Origin of the sequence: Thalassococcus profundi, assembly GCF_003344785.1 — a bacterium.
Classification (GTDB): domain Bacteria; phylum Pseudomonadota; class Alphaproteobacteria; order Rhodobacterales; family Rhodobacteraceae; genus Puniceibacterium; species Puniceibacterium profundi.
Genome location: NZ_QPMK01000002.1, coordinates 195450 through 209360, shown reverse-complemented (window position 1 = coordinate 209360; position 13911 = coordinate 195450). Strand labels below are relative to the sequence as shown.

Sequence of the window (13911 nt, the reverse complement as noted above, 5' to 3'; positions counted from 1 at the left end):
GGCGGCCCTCAAGAGGTTTGCCGCGAACCTAGTCCGACGAGGCGCCGCCGTCAGCCTGTTTCTTCTTTTTCTTGAGCGCCACGAACTTGGCCATGATCGCGCCGCGGCGGCGCTTCTGGTAGACGCGGATCAGCGGCACCGAGACATAGTAGCAGATCAGCGCGGTGACGATGCCGGGCACGATGCCGCCGACCAGGTAGGGCCAGAAGACCTCGTAGTAGAAGATCGACAGGTCCTGCCAATTGGCGGTCTTGTCGGTGAAGATGGCGTAGAAATTGTCGGTCAGGTCGCGCCCGGCCTCGACGAACTTGCGCCCGATCGACCGGTGCACGCCCTCGGGATGGTCGAGCCCCAGCATCCAGTGCCCGGTCTTCATCGCGACGACGCCGATGGGCACGTAGGTCAGCGGGTTGCCGAAGAATGTGCCCAGCAGGGCGGCGACGATATTGCCGCGCATGATCCAGGCCAGCCCGGCGGCGATAAAGAAATGCAGGCCGTAGAAGGGCGTGAACGTGGTGAACACGCCGGCGAAGATGCCGCGGGCGATCTTTTCCGGCGGATCGGGCAGCCGGTGCAGCCGATGCTGGACATAGCGCGCCGCACGCCCCCAGCCGCCACGCGGCCAGAGCGCTTGCAGGAGTGCCTTCCAAAGGGGCCGTCTGTCCCGGCGCTTGAACACGAAGTGCCCTGTCCTTTCTTTCCCGCGCTACTCGGCCGCGGCCGCGGCGCCCAGGGCCAGAGCCGGATCGCGCCTGCGTTCGATCGAAGCGACATCGCTCTCCGCGTCCAGGGCCGACATCAGCGAATGCAGATGCTCAACGTCGCGCAGTTCGACATCCAGCAGCAATCGGAAGAAATCGGGTTTGCGGTCCACGAATTGCAGGTTCGAGATATTGGCCTTCTGCTCTCCGATCAATGTGCAAATCCGTCCCAGGACGCCGGCATCGTTGCCGATGGTCAGATCGAGGGTCACGGCGTAGCCTGCCGGATGGTTGCCCGAGGCCCAGTGCAGGTCGATCCAGCGGCCGGGCTGTTCCTCGGCCTCGGCCAGGGCGGCGCAGTCGATGGTGTGCACGATCACGCCGCTGCCGCGATGGGTCAGTCCGACGATTCGTTCGCCCGGCAGCGGCTGGCAGCAGCGCGCCCGGGTGAAACCCTGCCCGTGGGTCAGGCCGATGACGGCGCGGTTGATGTCCACGTCGCCGGATTTCTGCGGCGCGAGATCGGGATAGACCGCCTGCACCACCTCGCGCGCGGTCAGTTCGGCGCTGCCCAGCCGCGCCAGCACCGTGTCGGCATCGTCGAGCCGCAGGGTGCGGGCGGCGCGTTCCAGCACCTTGTCGCTGGCCTTCTTGCCGACATGTTCGAAGGCCGAGCGCGCCAGTTCGTGCCCCAGCTTGATGAAGCGTTCGCGGTTGGCCTCGCGCAGGGCGCGGCGAATGGCGCTTTTTGCTTTGCCGGTGGTGGCAATGTCGAGCCAGGTCGCCTGCGGTGTCTGGCCTTCGGCGGTGATGATCTCGACCGACTGGCCGTTCTTCATCCGGGTCCAGAGCGGCACCCGCAGCCCGTCGACCTTGGCGCCGACGCAAGCGGACCCGATGCGGGTGTGAATCGCATAGGCGAAATCCAGCGGCGTCGCGCCGCGCGGCAGTTTCACCACGTCGCCCTTGGGGGTGAAGCAGAACACCTGGTCGGTGTACATCTCGAGCTTGACCGCCTCGAGGAAATCCTCGTGATCCTCTTCGGCGGTGAACTGTTCTGTGAGCGACGAGATCCAGCGCGCCGGGTCGACGGCAAACGGGTTCTTGGACCGCACGCCGTCGCGGTAGGACCAATGCGCGGCGACGCCGGTTTCGGCGACATCGTGCATCTGGCGGGTGCGAATCTGCACCTCGACCCGCTTGCCGTCGCGGCCCGACACGGTGGTGTGGATGCTGCGGTAGCCGTTCGACTTGGGCTGGCTGACGTAATCCTTGAACCGCCCCGGCACGGCGCGCCAGCGCTGGTGGATCGTGCCGAGCGCACGGTAGCAGTCCATCTCGGTCCGGGTGATGACGCGAAACCCGTAGATGTCGGACAGGCGCGAAAAGCCCATGTCCTTTTCCTGCATCTTACGCCAGATCGAATAGGGCTTTTTCGCGCGGCCGAAGACGTCTGCCTCGATCTTGGCCTTGTCGAGTTCGGCGCGCATGTCGCTGGTGATCCGGTGGATCACGTCGCCGGCCTCTTTTTGCAGGGTGATGAAGCGCCGGATGATCGACGCGCGGCCCTCGGGATTGAGCACCCGGAACGCCAGGTCCTCGAGTTCCTCGCGCATCCACTGCATGCCCATGCGACCCGCGAGCGGCGCATAGATATCCATGGTCTCGCGCGCCTTCTGCACCTGCTTTTCGCTGCGCATCGCCTTGATCGTGCGCATGTTGTGTAGCCGGTCGGCGAGCTTGACCAGGATCACCCGCAGGTCCTTGGACATGGCCATGAAAAGCTTGCGGAAGTTCTCGGCCTGCTTGGTCTCGGAGCTGGAGAGTTGCAGGTTGGTCAGCTTGGTCACGCCGTCGACGAGGTCGGCCACCTCGGTGCCGAAACGCTCAGCGATCTCGGCATAGGTCGATTTGGTGTCTTCGATCGTGTCGTGCAACAGCGCGGTGATGATCGTGGCATCGTCGAGCTGTTGCTCTGTCAGGATCGCCGCCACCGACACCGGATGGGTGAAGTACGGCTCGCCCGATTGGCGTTGCTGGCCTTCGTGCATCCGCTTGCCGTAATCATAGGCGGCGCGGATGCGTTTTTCGTCGGTCTTTGGATTGTAGTTGCGTACGAGGGCAATCAGGTCTTCGGCCGCGATCATGGGAGGTCCTCAACCTGAGCCTCGGCGCGGGATCACCCCTGGCCTTGCGCCTCCATCAGGGCGCGCAGCAGCTTTTCCTCGGACATGTCGTCGTCGGCGGGCTTGTCGGGTTCGGATCCCATGAGCAGCGCCATTGCGTCCTCTTCGGGTTCGTCGACCTCGATCTGGGTCTGGTTCGATTCGATCAGACGCTCGCGCAGCTCGTCGGCGGACTGGGTCTCGTCAGCGATTTCGCGCAGCGACACGACCGGGTTCTTGTCGTTGTCGCGGTCCACGGTGATCGCGGCGCCCGAGGAAATTTCGCGGGCACGGTGCGCGGCAAGCATCACCAGCTCGAACCGGTTGGGAACTTTGTCAACGCAATCTTCTACCGTCACGCGGGCCATGGAACACTCCAATATCAGTCGGGTCGCCGTCAGAAGGTGAATACCTAACGCGCGACTGCCGGATTTACAAGCCGATATCGGCGCTCGGCACCACCTCTGCGCGCGCTTCGGGAGGAAGCGCGTCGCACAGGGCCGACACGGACCGGTGCAAGACCGGATGCACCCAGTCTGGCGCAACATCGGCCAGGGGCACAAGCACGAATGCGCGTTCGTGCAAACGCGGATGCGGCAGGATCAGCCGGTCGGGCGTGCGCTCCCGCTGCTGGTCCAAGGGCAGGCTGGACCATGATTCGTAAGTCGCGCGGTCGGGCAAAACCTGCGATCCGACGCCCAGAAGATCGAGGTCGAGCGTCCGCATGCCCCATCGTTCGCAGCGCTCCCGCCCAAAAGATGCCTCCACGTCATGCAATTTGCGCAGAATTTCGCCAGCGGTTCCCGAAGCGGTCAGCACGGCCGCGGCGTTCACGTAATCGGGGCCCGCGCCCGGCGGAAAGCAAGGTGTTGAAAAAAAACGGCTCAGCCGTCTCAAGCGCAGTCCAGCCGCAGGAAAAGCCGCGAGGCATGCAACCAGTGTTTGTGTCGGCGATCTTGCGCTCACCCCAAGGTTTGACCCTAGGGCAATCAGAATTTCTTGTCCGTCGGGTGGAATATGCGTATCCTTTTCTCATTAGATTACTTGAAGCGGATTTGCTTTTACCTATTTTCCGCCACAGTGGAAGGCCAATACTCACTCACGAACATCGCCACTCACGGACCCCCGGCTTTCCCTATTTATCGAAAGGACATTTTGATGTTTTACAAGGACGAACGGCTGGCGCTGTTCATAGACGGGTCGAACCTCTACGCCGCAGCCAAGGCGCTTGGGTTCGATATCGACTACAAGCTTCTGCGCCAGGAATTCGTGCGTCGGGGCAAGATGCTGCGCGCCTTCTACTACACGGCTCTTTTGGAAAATGACGAGTATTCTCCGATCCGCCCGCTGGTAGACTGGCTGCACTACAACGGTTTCACCATGGTGACCAAACCGGCCAAGGAATACACCGACAGCCAGGGTCGGCGTAAGGTCAAGGGCAACATGGACATCGAGCTGACCGTCGACGCGATGGAACTGGCGCCGCGCGTCGATCACATCGTGCTGTTCTCGGGCGATGGGGATTTCCGTCCGCTGGTCGAATCGCTGCAGCGCCAGGGCGTGCGCGTGTCGGTCGTGTCGACCATCCGCAGCCAGCCGCCGATGATCGCCGACGAGTTGCGTCGCCAGGCCGACAACTTCATCGAACTCGACGAGCTCAAGGACGTGATCGGCCGCCCGCCTCGCGACGTGCCGCAAGAGCGTAACTTCGAAGTGGCCAGCGGCGGCAATTGATCGCCCGGCCTGACGCGGGTTTCCCGCGATGATGGCAGAGTTGACCGCGCTCGGGGTGCTGTTCGCAACGGCCTTCGGCGCGGCCACCCTGCTGCCGTTCCAGTCCGAAATCGTGTTCGTGGCCATGCAGTTGCGTGAAGACGCGGCGGTGTGGCTGCTGGTACTGTTTGCCAGCGTCGGCAACATCCTTGGCGCCTGCGTGAACTACGTGATGGGCGCGGGGATAGAGCGGTTCCGCGACCGCCGCTGGTTCCCGGTGACGCCGGCGCAGCTGGACCGCGCGCAGGGCTGGTACCGCCGCTGGGGCGTCTGGACGCTGTTGCTGAGCTGGGCGCCGCTTGGGGACGCCTTCACCGTCGTCGCGGGCATGATGCGTACGCCGGTCTGGCTGTTCGTGCTGCTGGTGAGCCTTGCCAAGACCGGCCGCTATATCGCGGTGGCCTGGGCCACGGCGTCGGCCTCGGGTGCCTGACGGCTCAGCTGCCCGACCGCGCGTTGATGTCGTTGTGCATCTCGATCACCTCGGCAGGCCAGGTGCTCTTGATATAGGCCAGAACGTCGCGAATCTCCTGGTCCGACAGGATCTCGCCGTAACCGATCATCCGGGATGCGTAGCCGTTGCCGACGATTGCCTCGGTGCCGCGCGACACGATGTCGATCAACTGCGTATCGGGATGGTGCCAGGTGTGCCCGGTCACGTCGTGCGGCGGGGCCGGCAGGTAGCCGTCGGCGTCGCGCACCTTCCAGTTCGGCTGCCCCTGCAGGTCCGCGCCGTGGCAGGACGCGCAGTTCTCTGCGTAGAGTTCCGCTCCGGCGGCCACGCGCGCGGCATCGGTATAGGGCAGAAGCCCCTGGGCCAGCACGGTGGACGGGGCAAAAATCGCAACGGTGGCGAGGATCGGGCGCAGCATGGTCACTCCTGAGGTTGGAACCAACGCAGCTTTGCAGCTTCCAGCAGGGGGCAGGCCACTCACATCGCCGTGACCGGCAATGCCTCTGGACGGGTGGACCCGCTTTGCTTAGGTCTGGAGGAACTCAGGAGGCCAGAAATGACCAAGCCACCGCTGACCCTTTACCTTGCCGCACCGCGCGGATTCTGCGCCGGCGTGGACCGCGCGATCAAGATCGTCGAGATGGCGCTGCAGAAATGGGGCGCTCCGGTCTACGTGCGCCACGAGATCGTGCACAACAAGTTCGTGGTGGATGCCCTGCGTGACCAGGGCGCGGTATTCGTCGAGGAGCTGGACGACTGTCCGCCGGACCGGCCAGTGATCTTTTCCGCCCACGGCGTGCCCAAGGCCGTGCCCGCCGAGGCGGCGAAGCGCGAAATGGTCTATGTCGACGCTACCTGTCCGCTGGTCAGCAAGGTCCACATAGAGGCCGCGCGCCATGCCGAGAACGGGTTGCAGATGATCATGATCGGCCATGCGGGCCATCCCGAAACCATCGGCACGATGGGCCAGTTGCCTCCTGGCGAGGTGCTGCTGGTGGAAACCGTCGAGGACGTGGCGACGGTCGAGGTGCGTGATCCGGAAAAGCTCGCCTTCGTCACTCAGACCACGCTGTCGGTCGATGACACGTCCGATATCGTTGCGGCGCTGAAGGACCGGTTCCCGGCGATCGTTGGCCCGCACAAGGAAGACATCTGCTATGCCACCACCAACCGGCAGGAAGCGGTCAAGGCGATGGCGCCCGACTGCGATGCCATGCTGGTGGTCGGTGCACCCAATTCCTCCAATTCGCAACGGCTGGTCGAGGTCGGCCGCAAGGCCGGCTGCGCCTACAGCCAGCTGGTGATGCGGGCCGAGAACATCGACTGGCGGGCGCTCGAAGGCATCGCGTCGGTGGGTATCACCGCCGGGGCCAGCGCCCCCGAGGTGCTGATCGACGAGGTGATCGACGCCTTCCGCGCGCGCTACGACGTGACGGTGAAGAAGGTCGAGACGGCGCAGGAAAACGTCGAGTTCAAGGTCCCCCGCGTGCTGCGCGAACCGGCCTGATGCCGCAGGGCTTCGACCCGCAGGAGGTCCTGCGCCTGCCGCTGATGGCGATCCTCTGCACGCTCTCCGAAGACGGCGCGCCACGCAGCGCCCCCTGCTGGTACGCCTGGAAGGACGACGCGCTCTGGATGCTGTCCGATGAGAGTGCCAGTTCGGCCCGGCGGCTGGCCCGCGACGCCCGCGCCTCGGTCGAGATCGTGGAGTACGACAATCCTGCCGGCCGCCTGCGCCACCTCGGCCTGCACGGCACCGCCACGGTCGAGCCGATGGACACCGCGCTCTTCCGTCGTCTGCTGACGCGCTACCTCGGGGCGCCCGAGACCTGGAATCCGTGGTTCATCGAGACCGTCGCCCGGATCGACGCCCCCGACGGCCGCCTGATCCGGCTGGTGCCCGACAGCACCTTCACCAACGATGTCAGCTATTTCCGCACGGGCCCGAATCTGGCCCGCGACGGCGGCGCGGGCTCTTGACCCTGCAACCCGGTTTGCCCGACAAGGGGCCGGCAACATGAGGGACCGCCGATGATCAGCCTGCACTTCCTCCTGACCGCCCTGGTCGTCGTCCTCGCCCCCGGCACCGGCGTGATCTACACGCTGGCCATCGGCCTCGGGCAGGGGCGCTGGCCTTCCGTGGCGGCGGCGCTGGGCTGCACCCTTGGCATCCTGCCGCACCTGCTGGCGGCGACGCTGGGCCTCGCGGCGGTGCTGCACACCTCGGCGCTGCTTTTCAACGCGGTGAAATTCGCCGGGGTCGCCTACCTGCTCTACCTCGCCTGGCAGGCGCTGAAATCCGACGGTTCGCTTTCGGTCAGCGCCGACCGTCAGGCGGACAGTTTCTGGCGCACGGCGCGGCGCGGGGCGTTGATCAACATCCTGAACCCCAAGCTGTCGATCTTCTTCTTGGCCCTGCTGCCGCCCTTCCTGTCGGGAAACCCGGCCACCGCGACGCTCGAGATGGTGGCGATGGGCGCGATCTTCATGGCCATGACCTTCGTGGTTTTCGTCCTCTACGGTCTCTTTGCCGCGCAGGCGCGCGACTGGCTGCTGTCGAGCGCGCGGATCATGCGCTGGCTCAACCGCTCCTTTGCCGCGCTCTTCTGCGCGCTGGCGGGACGTCTGGCCCTCGAACGCGCCTGATGCCGATCCCACGCTCTGCCCTGACCCTCGGCCTTGCCGGCCTGATCCCCTTTGTATGGGGGGCGCTGACGCTGCTGGTGCCGTCGCTTGCGGATTTCGGGCTCGAAGTGCTCGGCCCGCGGTTCGTCGGGCCTTATGTGCAGCTGAGCTACGGCACGGTGATCCTGGCGTTCATGTCGGGTGTGCTCTGGGGCTTTGCCGCGCGCGCGGGCGGTGCGCGGGCGGCGACAGGCTATGCCTTGTCGGTGATCCCGGCGCTTTGGGCGTTCTTCATGGTCGGCGGCGGGCCGGTCAGCGCCGGCATGAACCTGATCTTCGGGTTCCTGGGCCTCTTGATCCTCGATGCGCAATTCGCCCGCTGGGGCCTCGCGCCGGACTGGTGGATGCGCCTGCGTCTCCTGCTCACCGCCGTCGTCGTGGCCTGCCTTTCTGTCGGGGTGTTCCTGTGACCGACCGCGACACCCTGCGCGTCTACGACGACATGGCGCTGACCTATCAAAAAGTGTTCTCGGACAAGGCGGCCGATGCCACCCTGCTGGCCTTCATCGCCGCGATGCCCGCCGATGGCCGCGTGCTCGACTTCGGCTGCGGTCCGGGCCGGTCGGCGATGCACATGGCGCGCGCGGGGCTGCGGGTCGATGCCACCGATGGCTCGGCCACGATGGTCGGCCTCGCCGCGCAGCACCCCGGCGTGACGGCCTGGCAGGCGTCCTTCGACGCGCTCGACGCGGTGGCGCAATACGACGGCGTCTGGGCCAACTTCAGCCTCCTGCACGCCGACCGCGCCGACGTGCCCGGACACCTCGCGGCGATCCGCCGCGCGCTGGTCCCGGGCGGTCTGCTGCACGTCGGCGTGAAGGACGGCACGGGCGAGTCCCGCGACAGCCTCGGCCGCCGCTACACCTATTTCACCCTGCCGGAGATGGAGGCGATGCTGCGCGCCGCAGGTTTCAGCCCCGGCCCCGCCACCCGCGGCGAAGGGCCAGGTCTCGACGGCAGCGTCGCCTCCTTCTTTACCCTGAGTGCTGTCGCCGATGCCTGAGCTTTTCGCCTATACCGATGGCGCCTGTTCGGGCAATCCCGGCCCGGGCGGCTGGGGTGTGCTGATGCGCGCCATGGATGGCGACCGGGTCGTCAAGGAACGCGAGCTTTGCGGCGGCGAGGCGGGCACCACCAACAACCGGATGGAGCTTCTGGCGGCGATCCACGCGCTGGAAACCCTGTCGCGCCCGACGCGCATCACCATCGTGACCGACAGCGCCTATGTGAAGAACGGCGTCACCGGCTGGATCCACGGCTGGAAGCGCAACGGCTGGAAAACCGCCTCGAAGAAGCCGGTCAAGAACGTGGAGCTCTGGCAGCGCCTCGACGAGGCCCAGCGTACCCACGACGTCACCTGGCAATGGGTCAAGGGCCACGCCGGCCATCCCGAGAACGAGCGCGCCGACGAACTGGCGCGGACCGGGATGGCGCCGTTCAAGCCGGGCAAGTCCAACGGGGCGTGACATCGGCGCGGCGCTTGGCTAAGCCCCCGGGCACCGACAGCCACTAGAGGCCACCATGACGCTTTTCACCCTGCTCGACTATGCCGCGGTGCTGGTCTTCGCCCTGACCGGGGCGCTGGTCGCCAGCCGCGCGCAACTCGATATCGTGGGGTTCTTCTTCTTTGCCTGCCTCACGGCGGTGGGCGGCGGCACGCTGCGCGACGTGCTTCTGGACCGCAACCCGGTGTTCTGGATCGCCGACCCGGCCTACCTCGCGGTGGCCTGCGCCGCGGCGGTGCTGGTCTTCTTCACCGCGCACCGGTTCGAGAGCCGATACCGGGTGCTGCTCTGGCTCGATGCCTGCGCGCTGGGCATCGCCGTGGCCGCCGGATCGGGTGTCGCGGCGGCGCTGGGACACAGCGTGGCCGTGGTGCTGGTGATGGGTATGATCACTGGCTGCATGGGCGGGCTGATGCGCGACGTGGTGTCGAACGAGGTGCCGCTGATCCTGAACCAGGGCGAGCTTTACGTCACCTGCGCCTTCGCCGGCTCCGCCGCCACCGCGCTGGCCTGGACGCTCGGTGCCACTCCGGGCCTCGCGGCCCTCGCATGCGCCGCGGTCACCATCGGCCTGCGCGCCGGATCCCTGTCCTTCGGCTGGCGGCTGCCGGTCTACAAATCCCGCCCGCCCCGCGCCTGACCCGTCAAAGACTGCACAGCCGCCATCCTGCGCGCACCGCAAACCGCCCCGGGTGTGACGATCCCCCTTCATCTTGCCAATAAACCTCCGGGGGGTCCGGGGGGCTGGCCCCCCGGTTATGGCGCGGTCCGGGGGGCTGGCCCCCCGGTGTTGGTCCCGTCATGACGTCGGTTCCGATCTCTCGAGTCTCAAGCCATGGTCACTGCAGATCGGAAAACGCCTTGTGCAACCGCCGTCCGGCCTCGACCACCCGGGCGTGCGTGGTGGCGAGATTGAAACGCAGGAATCCCTCGCCGCCCGTTCCGAATCCCGGGCCGGGGCTGGGCGCGATGCGGGCGTCCTCGTGGACGCGGCGGGTGATCTCCTCCTGGCTCATCCCGGTGCCCGAGAAATCGACCCAGGCGAGGTAGGTGCCCTGCAGCGGCATCGACCGCACGCCGGGAATGGCGTTGACCGCGGCGTCAAAGGCGTCGCGGTTGCGCGCCAGATGGGCGATCTGCGCATCGACCCAGGCCGCACCCTCGGGCGAATAGGCGGCCTCGATCATCATCATGCCCAGGGTGCCGGGCTGGTAGTCCAGGGTCTTGAGCCGCGCGCGCATGGCGGCGCGCAGGGTGGCGTCGGGGATGATCATGTTGCCGGTGCGCAGCCCGGCGATGTTGAAGGTCTTGGACGCGGCGGTGAGGATCACCATGCGGTGTTCCGCCTCTGGTGCCGCGACGTGCATCGGCACGAAGGCCGCGCCGGGAAACACCAGGTCATGGTGGATCTCGTCCGAGACCAGGATCAGGTCGTTGCGCTCGGCGAACTCCGCGACCGCGCGCAGCTCCTCCGCGCTCCAGACCCGGCCCGAGGGGTTCTGCGGCGAACACCAGAGCAGCACCCGTTCGTCGCCCGAAAGCCGCTCCTGCGCATCCTCGAGGTCGAGCACATAGGTGTCACCGTCCCGCGCCAGCGGACATTCGACGACGCGCCGGCCGGTCTTGCGGATCTTGTTGGCGAATTCGTGGTAGACGGGGTTGAAGGTCACGACGCCTTCGTTCGGCGCGCTCCAGACGTCGATGCACAGCGCCACGGCATTGCCCAGCCCCTGTGTCGTCAGCACCCAGTCGGGTTCCACCTGCCAGCCGTGGCGGTTGGTCATCCACCAGGCCACCGAGTTCAGGTAGCCGTCGTATTCCGGCATGTAGCCGAAGACGCCGTGCTCGGCGGCGGCGCGCAGCTTTTCGATGACGCAGGGCGCGGTGGCATAGTCGCTGTCGGCGGTCCACATGGCCAGCCCGTCCTCGGCCGAGACGCCGAACAGCGCCTCCATCTTGTCCCACTTGCTCGACCCGGTGCCGCGGCGGTCGATGGGCGTTTCGAAATCGAATACCATGCCTGCGAAATCCCCTGTTTCTGTTGCTGGACACGCTAGCGACGCGGTCGCCGAGTGCAAGGGTGGCCAAGCGGCATATTGCGCGCCCGGGTCGCATGTCCTACATGGACGGCCATGAAACGGCCCATCCTACTGCACCCCGATCCGCGCCTGAAAAAGGTCTGCGCCCCCGTGCCCGACCTCACGGACGAGCTGCGCGCGCTGGCGTCGGACATGCTCGAGACCATGTACGACGCGCCGGGCATCGGGCTGGCGGCGCCGCAGGTTGGCGTGATGAGCCGCCTGATCGTGCTCGACTGCGTCAAGGAAGAGGGCGCGACGCCGCGGCCATTGGTGATGTTCAATCCCGAGGTGCTGGAGTCCTCGGCCGATCGCAACGTCTACGAGGAAGGCTGCCTGTCGATCCCCGACCAGTATGCCGATGTCGAGCGCCCCGCCGAGGTCCGCGTGGCCTGGATCGACGAGACCGGCACCCCGCGCGAGGAGGATTTCGACGGGCTCTGGGCCACCTGCGTGCAGCACGAGATCGATCACCTGGATGGCAAGCTCTTCATAGACTACCTCAAGCCTCTGAAGCGCCAGCTCATCACCCGCAAGATGGTCAAGCTCAAGCGCGACCGGGCGCGGGTATGAGCGTTCTGAAGATCCTGCGCTGGCCGGACCCGGTGTTGCAGCAGGTTTGCACGCCCGTGTGCGACGTGGCTGCCGTCGATGCGCTCATCGGCGACATGTTCGACACGATGTACGCCGCACCCGGACGGGGCCTGGCGGCGCCGCAGGTGGGCAAGCTTCTGCGCCTCTTCGTCATGGATGTCGGCTGGAAAGAGGGGACGCGGACGCCGATGGTCTGCATCAACCCGGAAGTCGTCGATGCATGCGAAACGGTCGTGACCCGCGAAGAGGGCTGCCTGTCGATCCCCGGCGTTATGGCCGATGTGACCCGGCCCGATGCCGTGACACTGGCCTATACCGATGCCGCGGGACGGCAGCGAGAGACCCGGCTGACGGGGTTCGCCGCCGCCTGTGCGCAGCACGAGCTGGACCACCTCGACGGGATCGTCACCTTCGACCGCGTCGATGCGGATCAGCGCGCCGCGCTCGAAGCGGCTTACGGGATGCCTGCGTGACGGCGCGGCGCTGCATTCCCTGGCCCGATACGCGGCTGCGCAGCCGCGCCGCACCGGTGACCGAGATCACCGACGAGATCCGGGCGCTCTGGGATGACATGATCGACACGATGGAGGCGATGCCGGGCGTCGGCCTTGCCGCGCCGCAGATCGGTGTCCTTCAACGGCTCGCCGTGGTCGATGCCAGCAGCGAACGCGGGCAGGCGGTGCGCATGGCCAACCCCGAGGTGCTGCATGCCAGTGTCGAGCTGCGCGCCCACGAGGAAGGCAGCCCCAACCTGCCCGGTGTCTGGGCCAGCATCGAGCGGCCACGGGCGGTGACGGTGCGGTTTCTCGATGCCGAGGGCACGGTGCAGGAGCGCGATTTTGTCGGGCTCTGGGCGACCTCCGTGCAGCACCAGATCGACCACCTGGAGGGACGGATGTATTTCGACCGGCTGAGCAAGGTCAAACGCGACATGCTGTTGCGCCGGGCGCGTAAGGGGTGAGCCCGCGATGCGGGCTGCGAGAGACCAGTCTCTCGCGCTCTCTGAGGTATTTTGAAACCGAAGAAGCAGGGGAGAGGTGCGGATGCGGCTGATCTTCATGGGAACGCCCGAATTCTCGGTGCCGGTGCTGGAGGCGCTGGTGGCGGCGGGGCACGATGTCGCGGCGGTCTATTGCCAGCCGCCCCGACCCGCCGGGCGGGGCAAGAAGGATCGCCCGACGCCGGTGCACGCGCGCGCGCTGGAGATGGGGCTTGAGGTCCGGCATCCGGTGTCGCTGAAAGGTGAGGAGGCGCAGGAGGCCTTTGCCGATCTCGATGCGGATGCTGCGGTCGTCGTGGCCTACGGGTTGATCCTGCCGCAGGCGGTGCTGGACGCGCCGCGGCTCGGCTGCCTCAACATCCATGCCTCGCTGTTGCCGCGCTGGCGCGGGGCGGCGCCGATCCATCGGGCGGTGATGGCCGGGGACTCGCGTACCGGCGTCTGCATCATGCAGATGGAGGCGGGGCTGGACACCGGGCCCGTGCTCTTGCGCCGCGAGATGGAGATCGGCGCGGAAGAGACGACCGGAGCATTGCACGACCGGCTGAGCGTGCTGGGCGCCGAAGCGGTTGTCGAGGCGCTGGCGCGGCTTGAAAGCCTGACGCCGGAGCCGCAACCGGAGGAGGGCGTGACCTATGCCGCGAAGATCGACAAGGCCGAGGCGGCGGTCGACTGGACGCGCCCGGCGATCGAAGTCGACCGGCAAATCCGCGGGCTGTCGCCCTTTCCCGGCGCCTGGACCCTGATCGGGGGCGAGCGGGTCAAACTTCTGGGGTCGCGTCTGGCGGAGGGCAGAGGCCAACCGGGCGAGGCGTTGACCGGAGATCTGCGCATCGCCTGTGGCGAAGGCGCGGTCGAGATCACACGGGCGCAGCGGGCCGGCAAGGGCGCGCAGGCGGCGGCGGTGTTCCTGAACGGTCTGCCGGTGCCTGCGGGCACGGTACTGGGAGGCTAGG

The 13911-nt window shown here is 66.7% G+C and carries 19 protein-coding genes; 13 read left to right on the top strand and 6 right to left on the bottom strand.

The features are described 5' to 3' along the window. Positions 1-28: 28 nt before the first annotated feature. From DU478_RS03380 to folK, 4 genes are all read right to left on the bottom strand, one after another. Entirely contained in the window at positions 29-679 is a 651-nt protein-coding gene (locus DU478_RS03380; RefSeq protein ID WP_114509522.1) for a DUF2062 domain-containing protein, read from the bottom strand. A gap of 27 nt (positions 680-706) precedes the next feature. After that, the gene (locus DU478_RS03375; RefSeq protein ID WP_114509521.1) at positions 707-2848 is read right to left on the bottom strand and encodes a RelA/SpoT family protein; all 2142 of its coding nucleotides are present in this window, start codon (positions 2846-2848) and stop codon (positions 707-709) included. 32 nt (positions 2849-2880) lie between these two features. Then, positions 2881-3234 (bottom strand): DNA-directed RNA polymerase subunit omega, encoded by a 354-nt coding sequence (rpoZ, locus tag DU478_RS03370; protein ID WP_114509520.1) that lies wholly within the window; start codon positions 3232-3234, stop codon positions 2881-2883. 64 nt (positions 3235-3298) lie between these two features. Further along, positions 3299-3856: a 2-amino-4-hydroxy-6-hydroxymethyldihydropteridine diphosphokinase gene (gene folK, locus DU478_RS03365; protein WP_325048086.1), complete on the bottom strand. Its 558-nt coding sequence runs from the start codon at positions 3854-3856 to the stop codon at positions 3299-3301. 168 nt (positions 3857-4024) lie between these two features. Here folK and DU478_RS03360 point away from each other — a divergent pair, with 168 nt between their 5' ends. Together DU478_RS03360 and DU478_RS03355 are read left to right on the top strand one after the other, a co-directional pair. After that, entirely contained in the window at positions 4025-4600 is a 576-nt protein-coding gene (locus DU478_RS03360; RefSeq protein ID WP_114509518.1) for a LabA-like NYN domain-containing protein, read from the top strand. A 28-nt stretch (positions 4601-4628) separates the two neighbouring features. Further along, a complete protein-coding gene (locus DU478_RS03355; RefSeq protein WP_114509517.1) occupies positions 4629-5072 on the top strand; it encodes a YqaA family protein in 444 nt (147 codons plus the stop codon). Positions 5073-5076: 4 nt separating this feature from the next. Here DU478_RS03355 and DU478_RS03350 read toward each other — a convergent pair whose 3' ends face one another. Further along, on the bottom strand, positions 5077-5511 hold the full coding sequence (locus DU478_RS03350) for a c-type cytochrome (RefSeq protein WP_114509516.1): 435 nt from the start codon (positions 5509-5511) through the stop codon (positions 5077-5079). Between the two features lie 138 nt (positions 5512-5649). On the opposite strand from DU478_RS03350, the gene ispH reads away from it, so the two are divergent. The 7 genes from ispH to DU478_RS03315 are packed head-to-tail and all read left to right on the top strand — an operon-like array spanning position 5650 to position 9923. Beyond that, complete coding sequence (gene ispH, locus DU478_RS03345; protein WP_114509515.1) at positions 5650-6600, top strand: 4-hydroxy-3-methylbut-2-enyl diphosphate reductase; 951 nt, start codon at positions 5650-5652, stop codon at positions 6598-6600. Beyond that, a complete protein-coding gene (locus DU478_RS03340) occupies positions 6600-7073 on the top strand; it encodes a pyridoxamine 5'-phosphate oxidase family protein (protein ID WP_114509514.1) in 474 nt (157 codons plus the stop codon). Before ispH ends, DU478_RS03340 begins: the two co-directional genes overlap by 1 nt. A gap of 51 nt (positions 7074-7124) precedes the next feature. Further along, positions 7125-7739, top strand: a complete 615-nt coding sequence (locus tag DU478_RS03335; RefSeq protein ID WP_114509513.1) for a LysE family translocator — start codon at positions 7125-7127, stop codon at positions 7737-7739. Then, positions 7739-8188, top strand: a complete 450-nt coding sequence (locus tag DU478_RS03330) for a DUF3429 domain-containing protein (protein WP_114509512.1) — start codon at positions 7739-7741, stop codon at positions 8186-8188. Before DU478_RS03335 ends, DU478_RS03330 begins: the two co-directional genes overlap by 1 nt. Beyond that, complete coding sequence (locus DU478_RS03325) at positions 8185-8781, top strand: class I SAM-dependent methyltransferase (protein ID WP_114509511.1); 597 nt, start codon at positions 8185-8187, stop codon at positions 8779-8781. The genes DU478_RS03330 and DU478_RS03325 overlap by 4 nt, the downstream gene beginning before the upstream one ends. Then, positions 8774-9244, top strand: a complete 471-nt coding sequence (rnhA, locus tag DU478_RS03320) for a ribonuclease HI (RefSeq protein ID WP_114509712.1) — start codon at positions 8774-8776, stop codon at positions 9242-9244. The genes DU478_RS03325 and rnhA overlap by 8 nt, the downstream gene beginning before the upstream one ends. Before the next feature lie 55 nt (positions 9245-9299). Further along, entirely contained in the window at positions 9300-9923 is a 624-nt protein-coding gene (locus DU478_RS03315; RefSeq protein ID WP_114509510.1) for a trimeric intracellular cation channel family protein, read from the top strand. Positions 9924-10122: 199 nt separating this feature from the next. Here the strand turns inward: DU478_RS03315 and DU478_RS03310 are convergent, their stop codons facing one another. Continuing rightward, on the bottom strand, positions 10123-11301 hold the full coding sequence (locus tag DU478_RS03310) for a MalY/PatB family protein (protein ID WP_114509509.1): 1179 nt from the start codon (positions 11299-11301) through the stop codon (positions 10123-10125). A 114-nt stretch (positions 11302-11415) separates the two neighbouring features. Between DU478_RS03310 and def (DU478_RS03305) the strand changes: the two genes are divergently transcribed. The 4 genes from def (DU478_RS03305) (at position 11416) to fmt (ending at position 13910) form a co-directional block, all read left to right on the top strand. Then, entirely contained in the window at positions 11416-11934 is a 519-nt protein-coding gene (def, locus tag DU478_RS03305; RefSeq protein ID WP_114509508.1) for a peptide deformylase, read from the top strand. Continuing rightward, positions 11931-12428 carry a peptide deformylase gene (gene def, locus DU478_RS03300; RefSeq protein ID WP_114509507.1) on the top strand — a complete coding sequence of 166 codons (498 nt, stop codon included), beginning with the start codon at positions 11931-11933 and terminating at the stop codon, positions 12426-12428. Before def (DU478_RS03305) ends, def (DU478_RS03300) begins: the two co-directional genes overlap by 4 nt. After that, entirely contained in the window at positions 12425-12916 is a 492-nt protein-coding gene (def, locus tag DU478_RS03295) for a peptide deformylase (RefSeq protein WP_114509506.1), read from the top strand. Before def (DU478_RS03300) ends, def (DU478_RS03295) begins: the two co-directional genes overlap by 4 nt. A gap of 82 nt (positions 12917-12998) precedes the next feature. Then, entirely contained in the window at positions 12999-13910 is a 912-nt protein-coding gene (gene fmt / locus DU478_RS03290) for a methionyl-tRNA formyltransferase (protein ID WP_114509505.1), read from the top strand. Position 13911: the final 1 nt, after the last annotated feature.

What these genes read in the sequence shown, in the direction of transcription:
- DU478_RS03375 (WP_114509521.1), bottom strand. Translation starts at nt 2,848, where the DNA reads ATGATCGCGGCCGAAGACCTGATTGCCCTCGTACGCAACTACAATCCA.
- rpoZ (WP_114509520.1), bottom strand. Translation starts at nt 3,234, where the DNA reads ATGGCCCGCGTGACGGTAGAAGATTGCGTTGACAAAGTTCCCAACCGG.
- DU478_RS03360 (WP_114509518.1), top strand. Translation starts at nt 4,025, where the DNA reads ATGTTTTACAAGGACGAACGGCTGGCGCTGTTCATAGACGGGTCGAAC.
- DU478_RS03355 (WP_114509517.1), top strand. Translation starts at nt 4,629, where the DNA reads ATGATGGCAGAGTTGACCGCGCTCGGGGTGCTGTTCGCAACGGCCTTC.
- DU478_RS03350 (WP_114509516.1), bottom strand. Translation starts at nt 5,511, where the DNA reads ATGCTGCGCCCGATCCTCGCCACCGTTGCGATTTTTGCCCCGTCCACC.
- ispH (WP_114509515.1), top strand. Translation starts at nt 5,650, where the DNA reads ATGACCAAGCCACCGCTGACCCTTTACCTTGCCGCACCGCGCGGATTC.
- DU478_RS03340 (WP_114509514.1), top strand. Translation starts at nt 6,600, where the DNA reads ATGCCGCAGGGCTTCGACCCGCAGGAGGTCCTGCGCCTGCCGCTGATG.
- DU478_RS03335 (WP_114509513.1), top strand. Translation starts at nt 7,125, where the DNA reads ATGATCAGCCTGCACTTCCTCCTGACCGCCCTGGTCGTCGTCCTCGCC.
- DU478_RS03330 (WP_114509512.1), top strand. Translation starts at nt 7,739, where the DNA reads ATGCCGATCCCACGCTCTGCCCTGACCCTCGGCCTTGCCGGCCTGATC.
- rnhA (WP_114509712.1), top strand. Translation starts at nt 8,774, where the DNA reads ATGCCTGAGCTTTTCGCCTATACCGATGGCGCCTGTTCGGGCAATCCC.
- DU478_RS03315 (WP_114509510.1), top strand. Translation starts at nt 9,300, where the DNA reads ATGACGCTTTTCACCCTGCTCGACTATGCCGCGGTGCTGGTCTTCGCC.
- DU478_RS03310 (WP_114509509.1), bottom strand. Translation starts at nt 11,301, where the DNA reads ATGGTATTCGATTTCGAAACGCCCATCGACCGCCGCGGCACCGGGTCG.
- def (WP_114509508.1), top strand. Translation starts at nt 11,416, where the DNA reads ATGAAACGGCCCATCCTACTGCACCCCGATCCGCGCCTGAAAAAGGTC.
- def (WP_114509507.1), top strand. Translation starts at nt 11,931, where the DNA reads ATGAGCGTTCTGAAGATCCTGCGCTGGCCGGACCCGGTGTTGCAGCAG.
- fmt (WP_114509505.1), top strand. Translation starts at nt 12,999, where the DNA reads ATGCGGCTGATCTTCATGGGAACGCCCGAATTCTCGGTGCCGGTGCTG.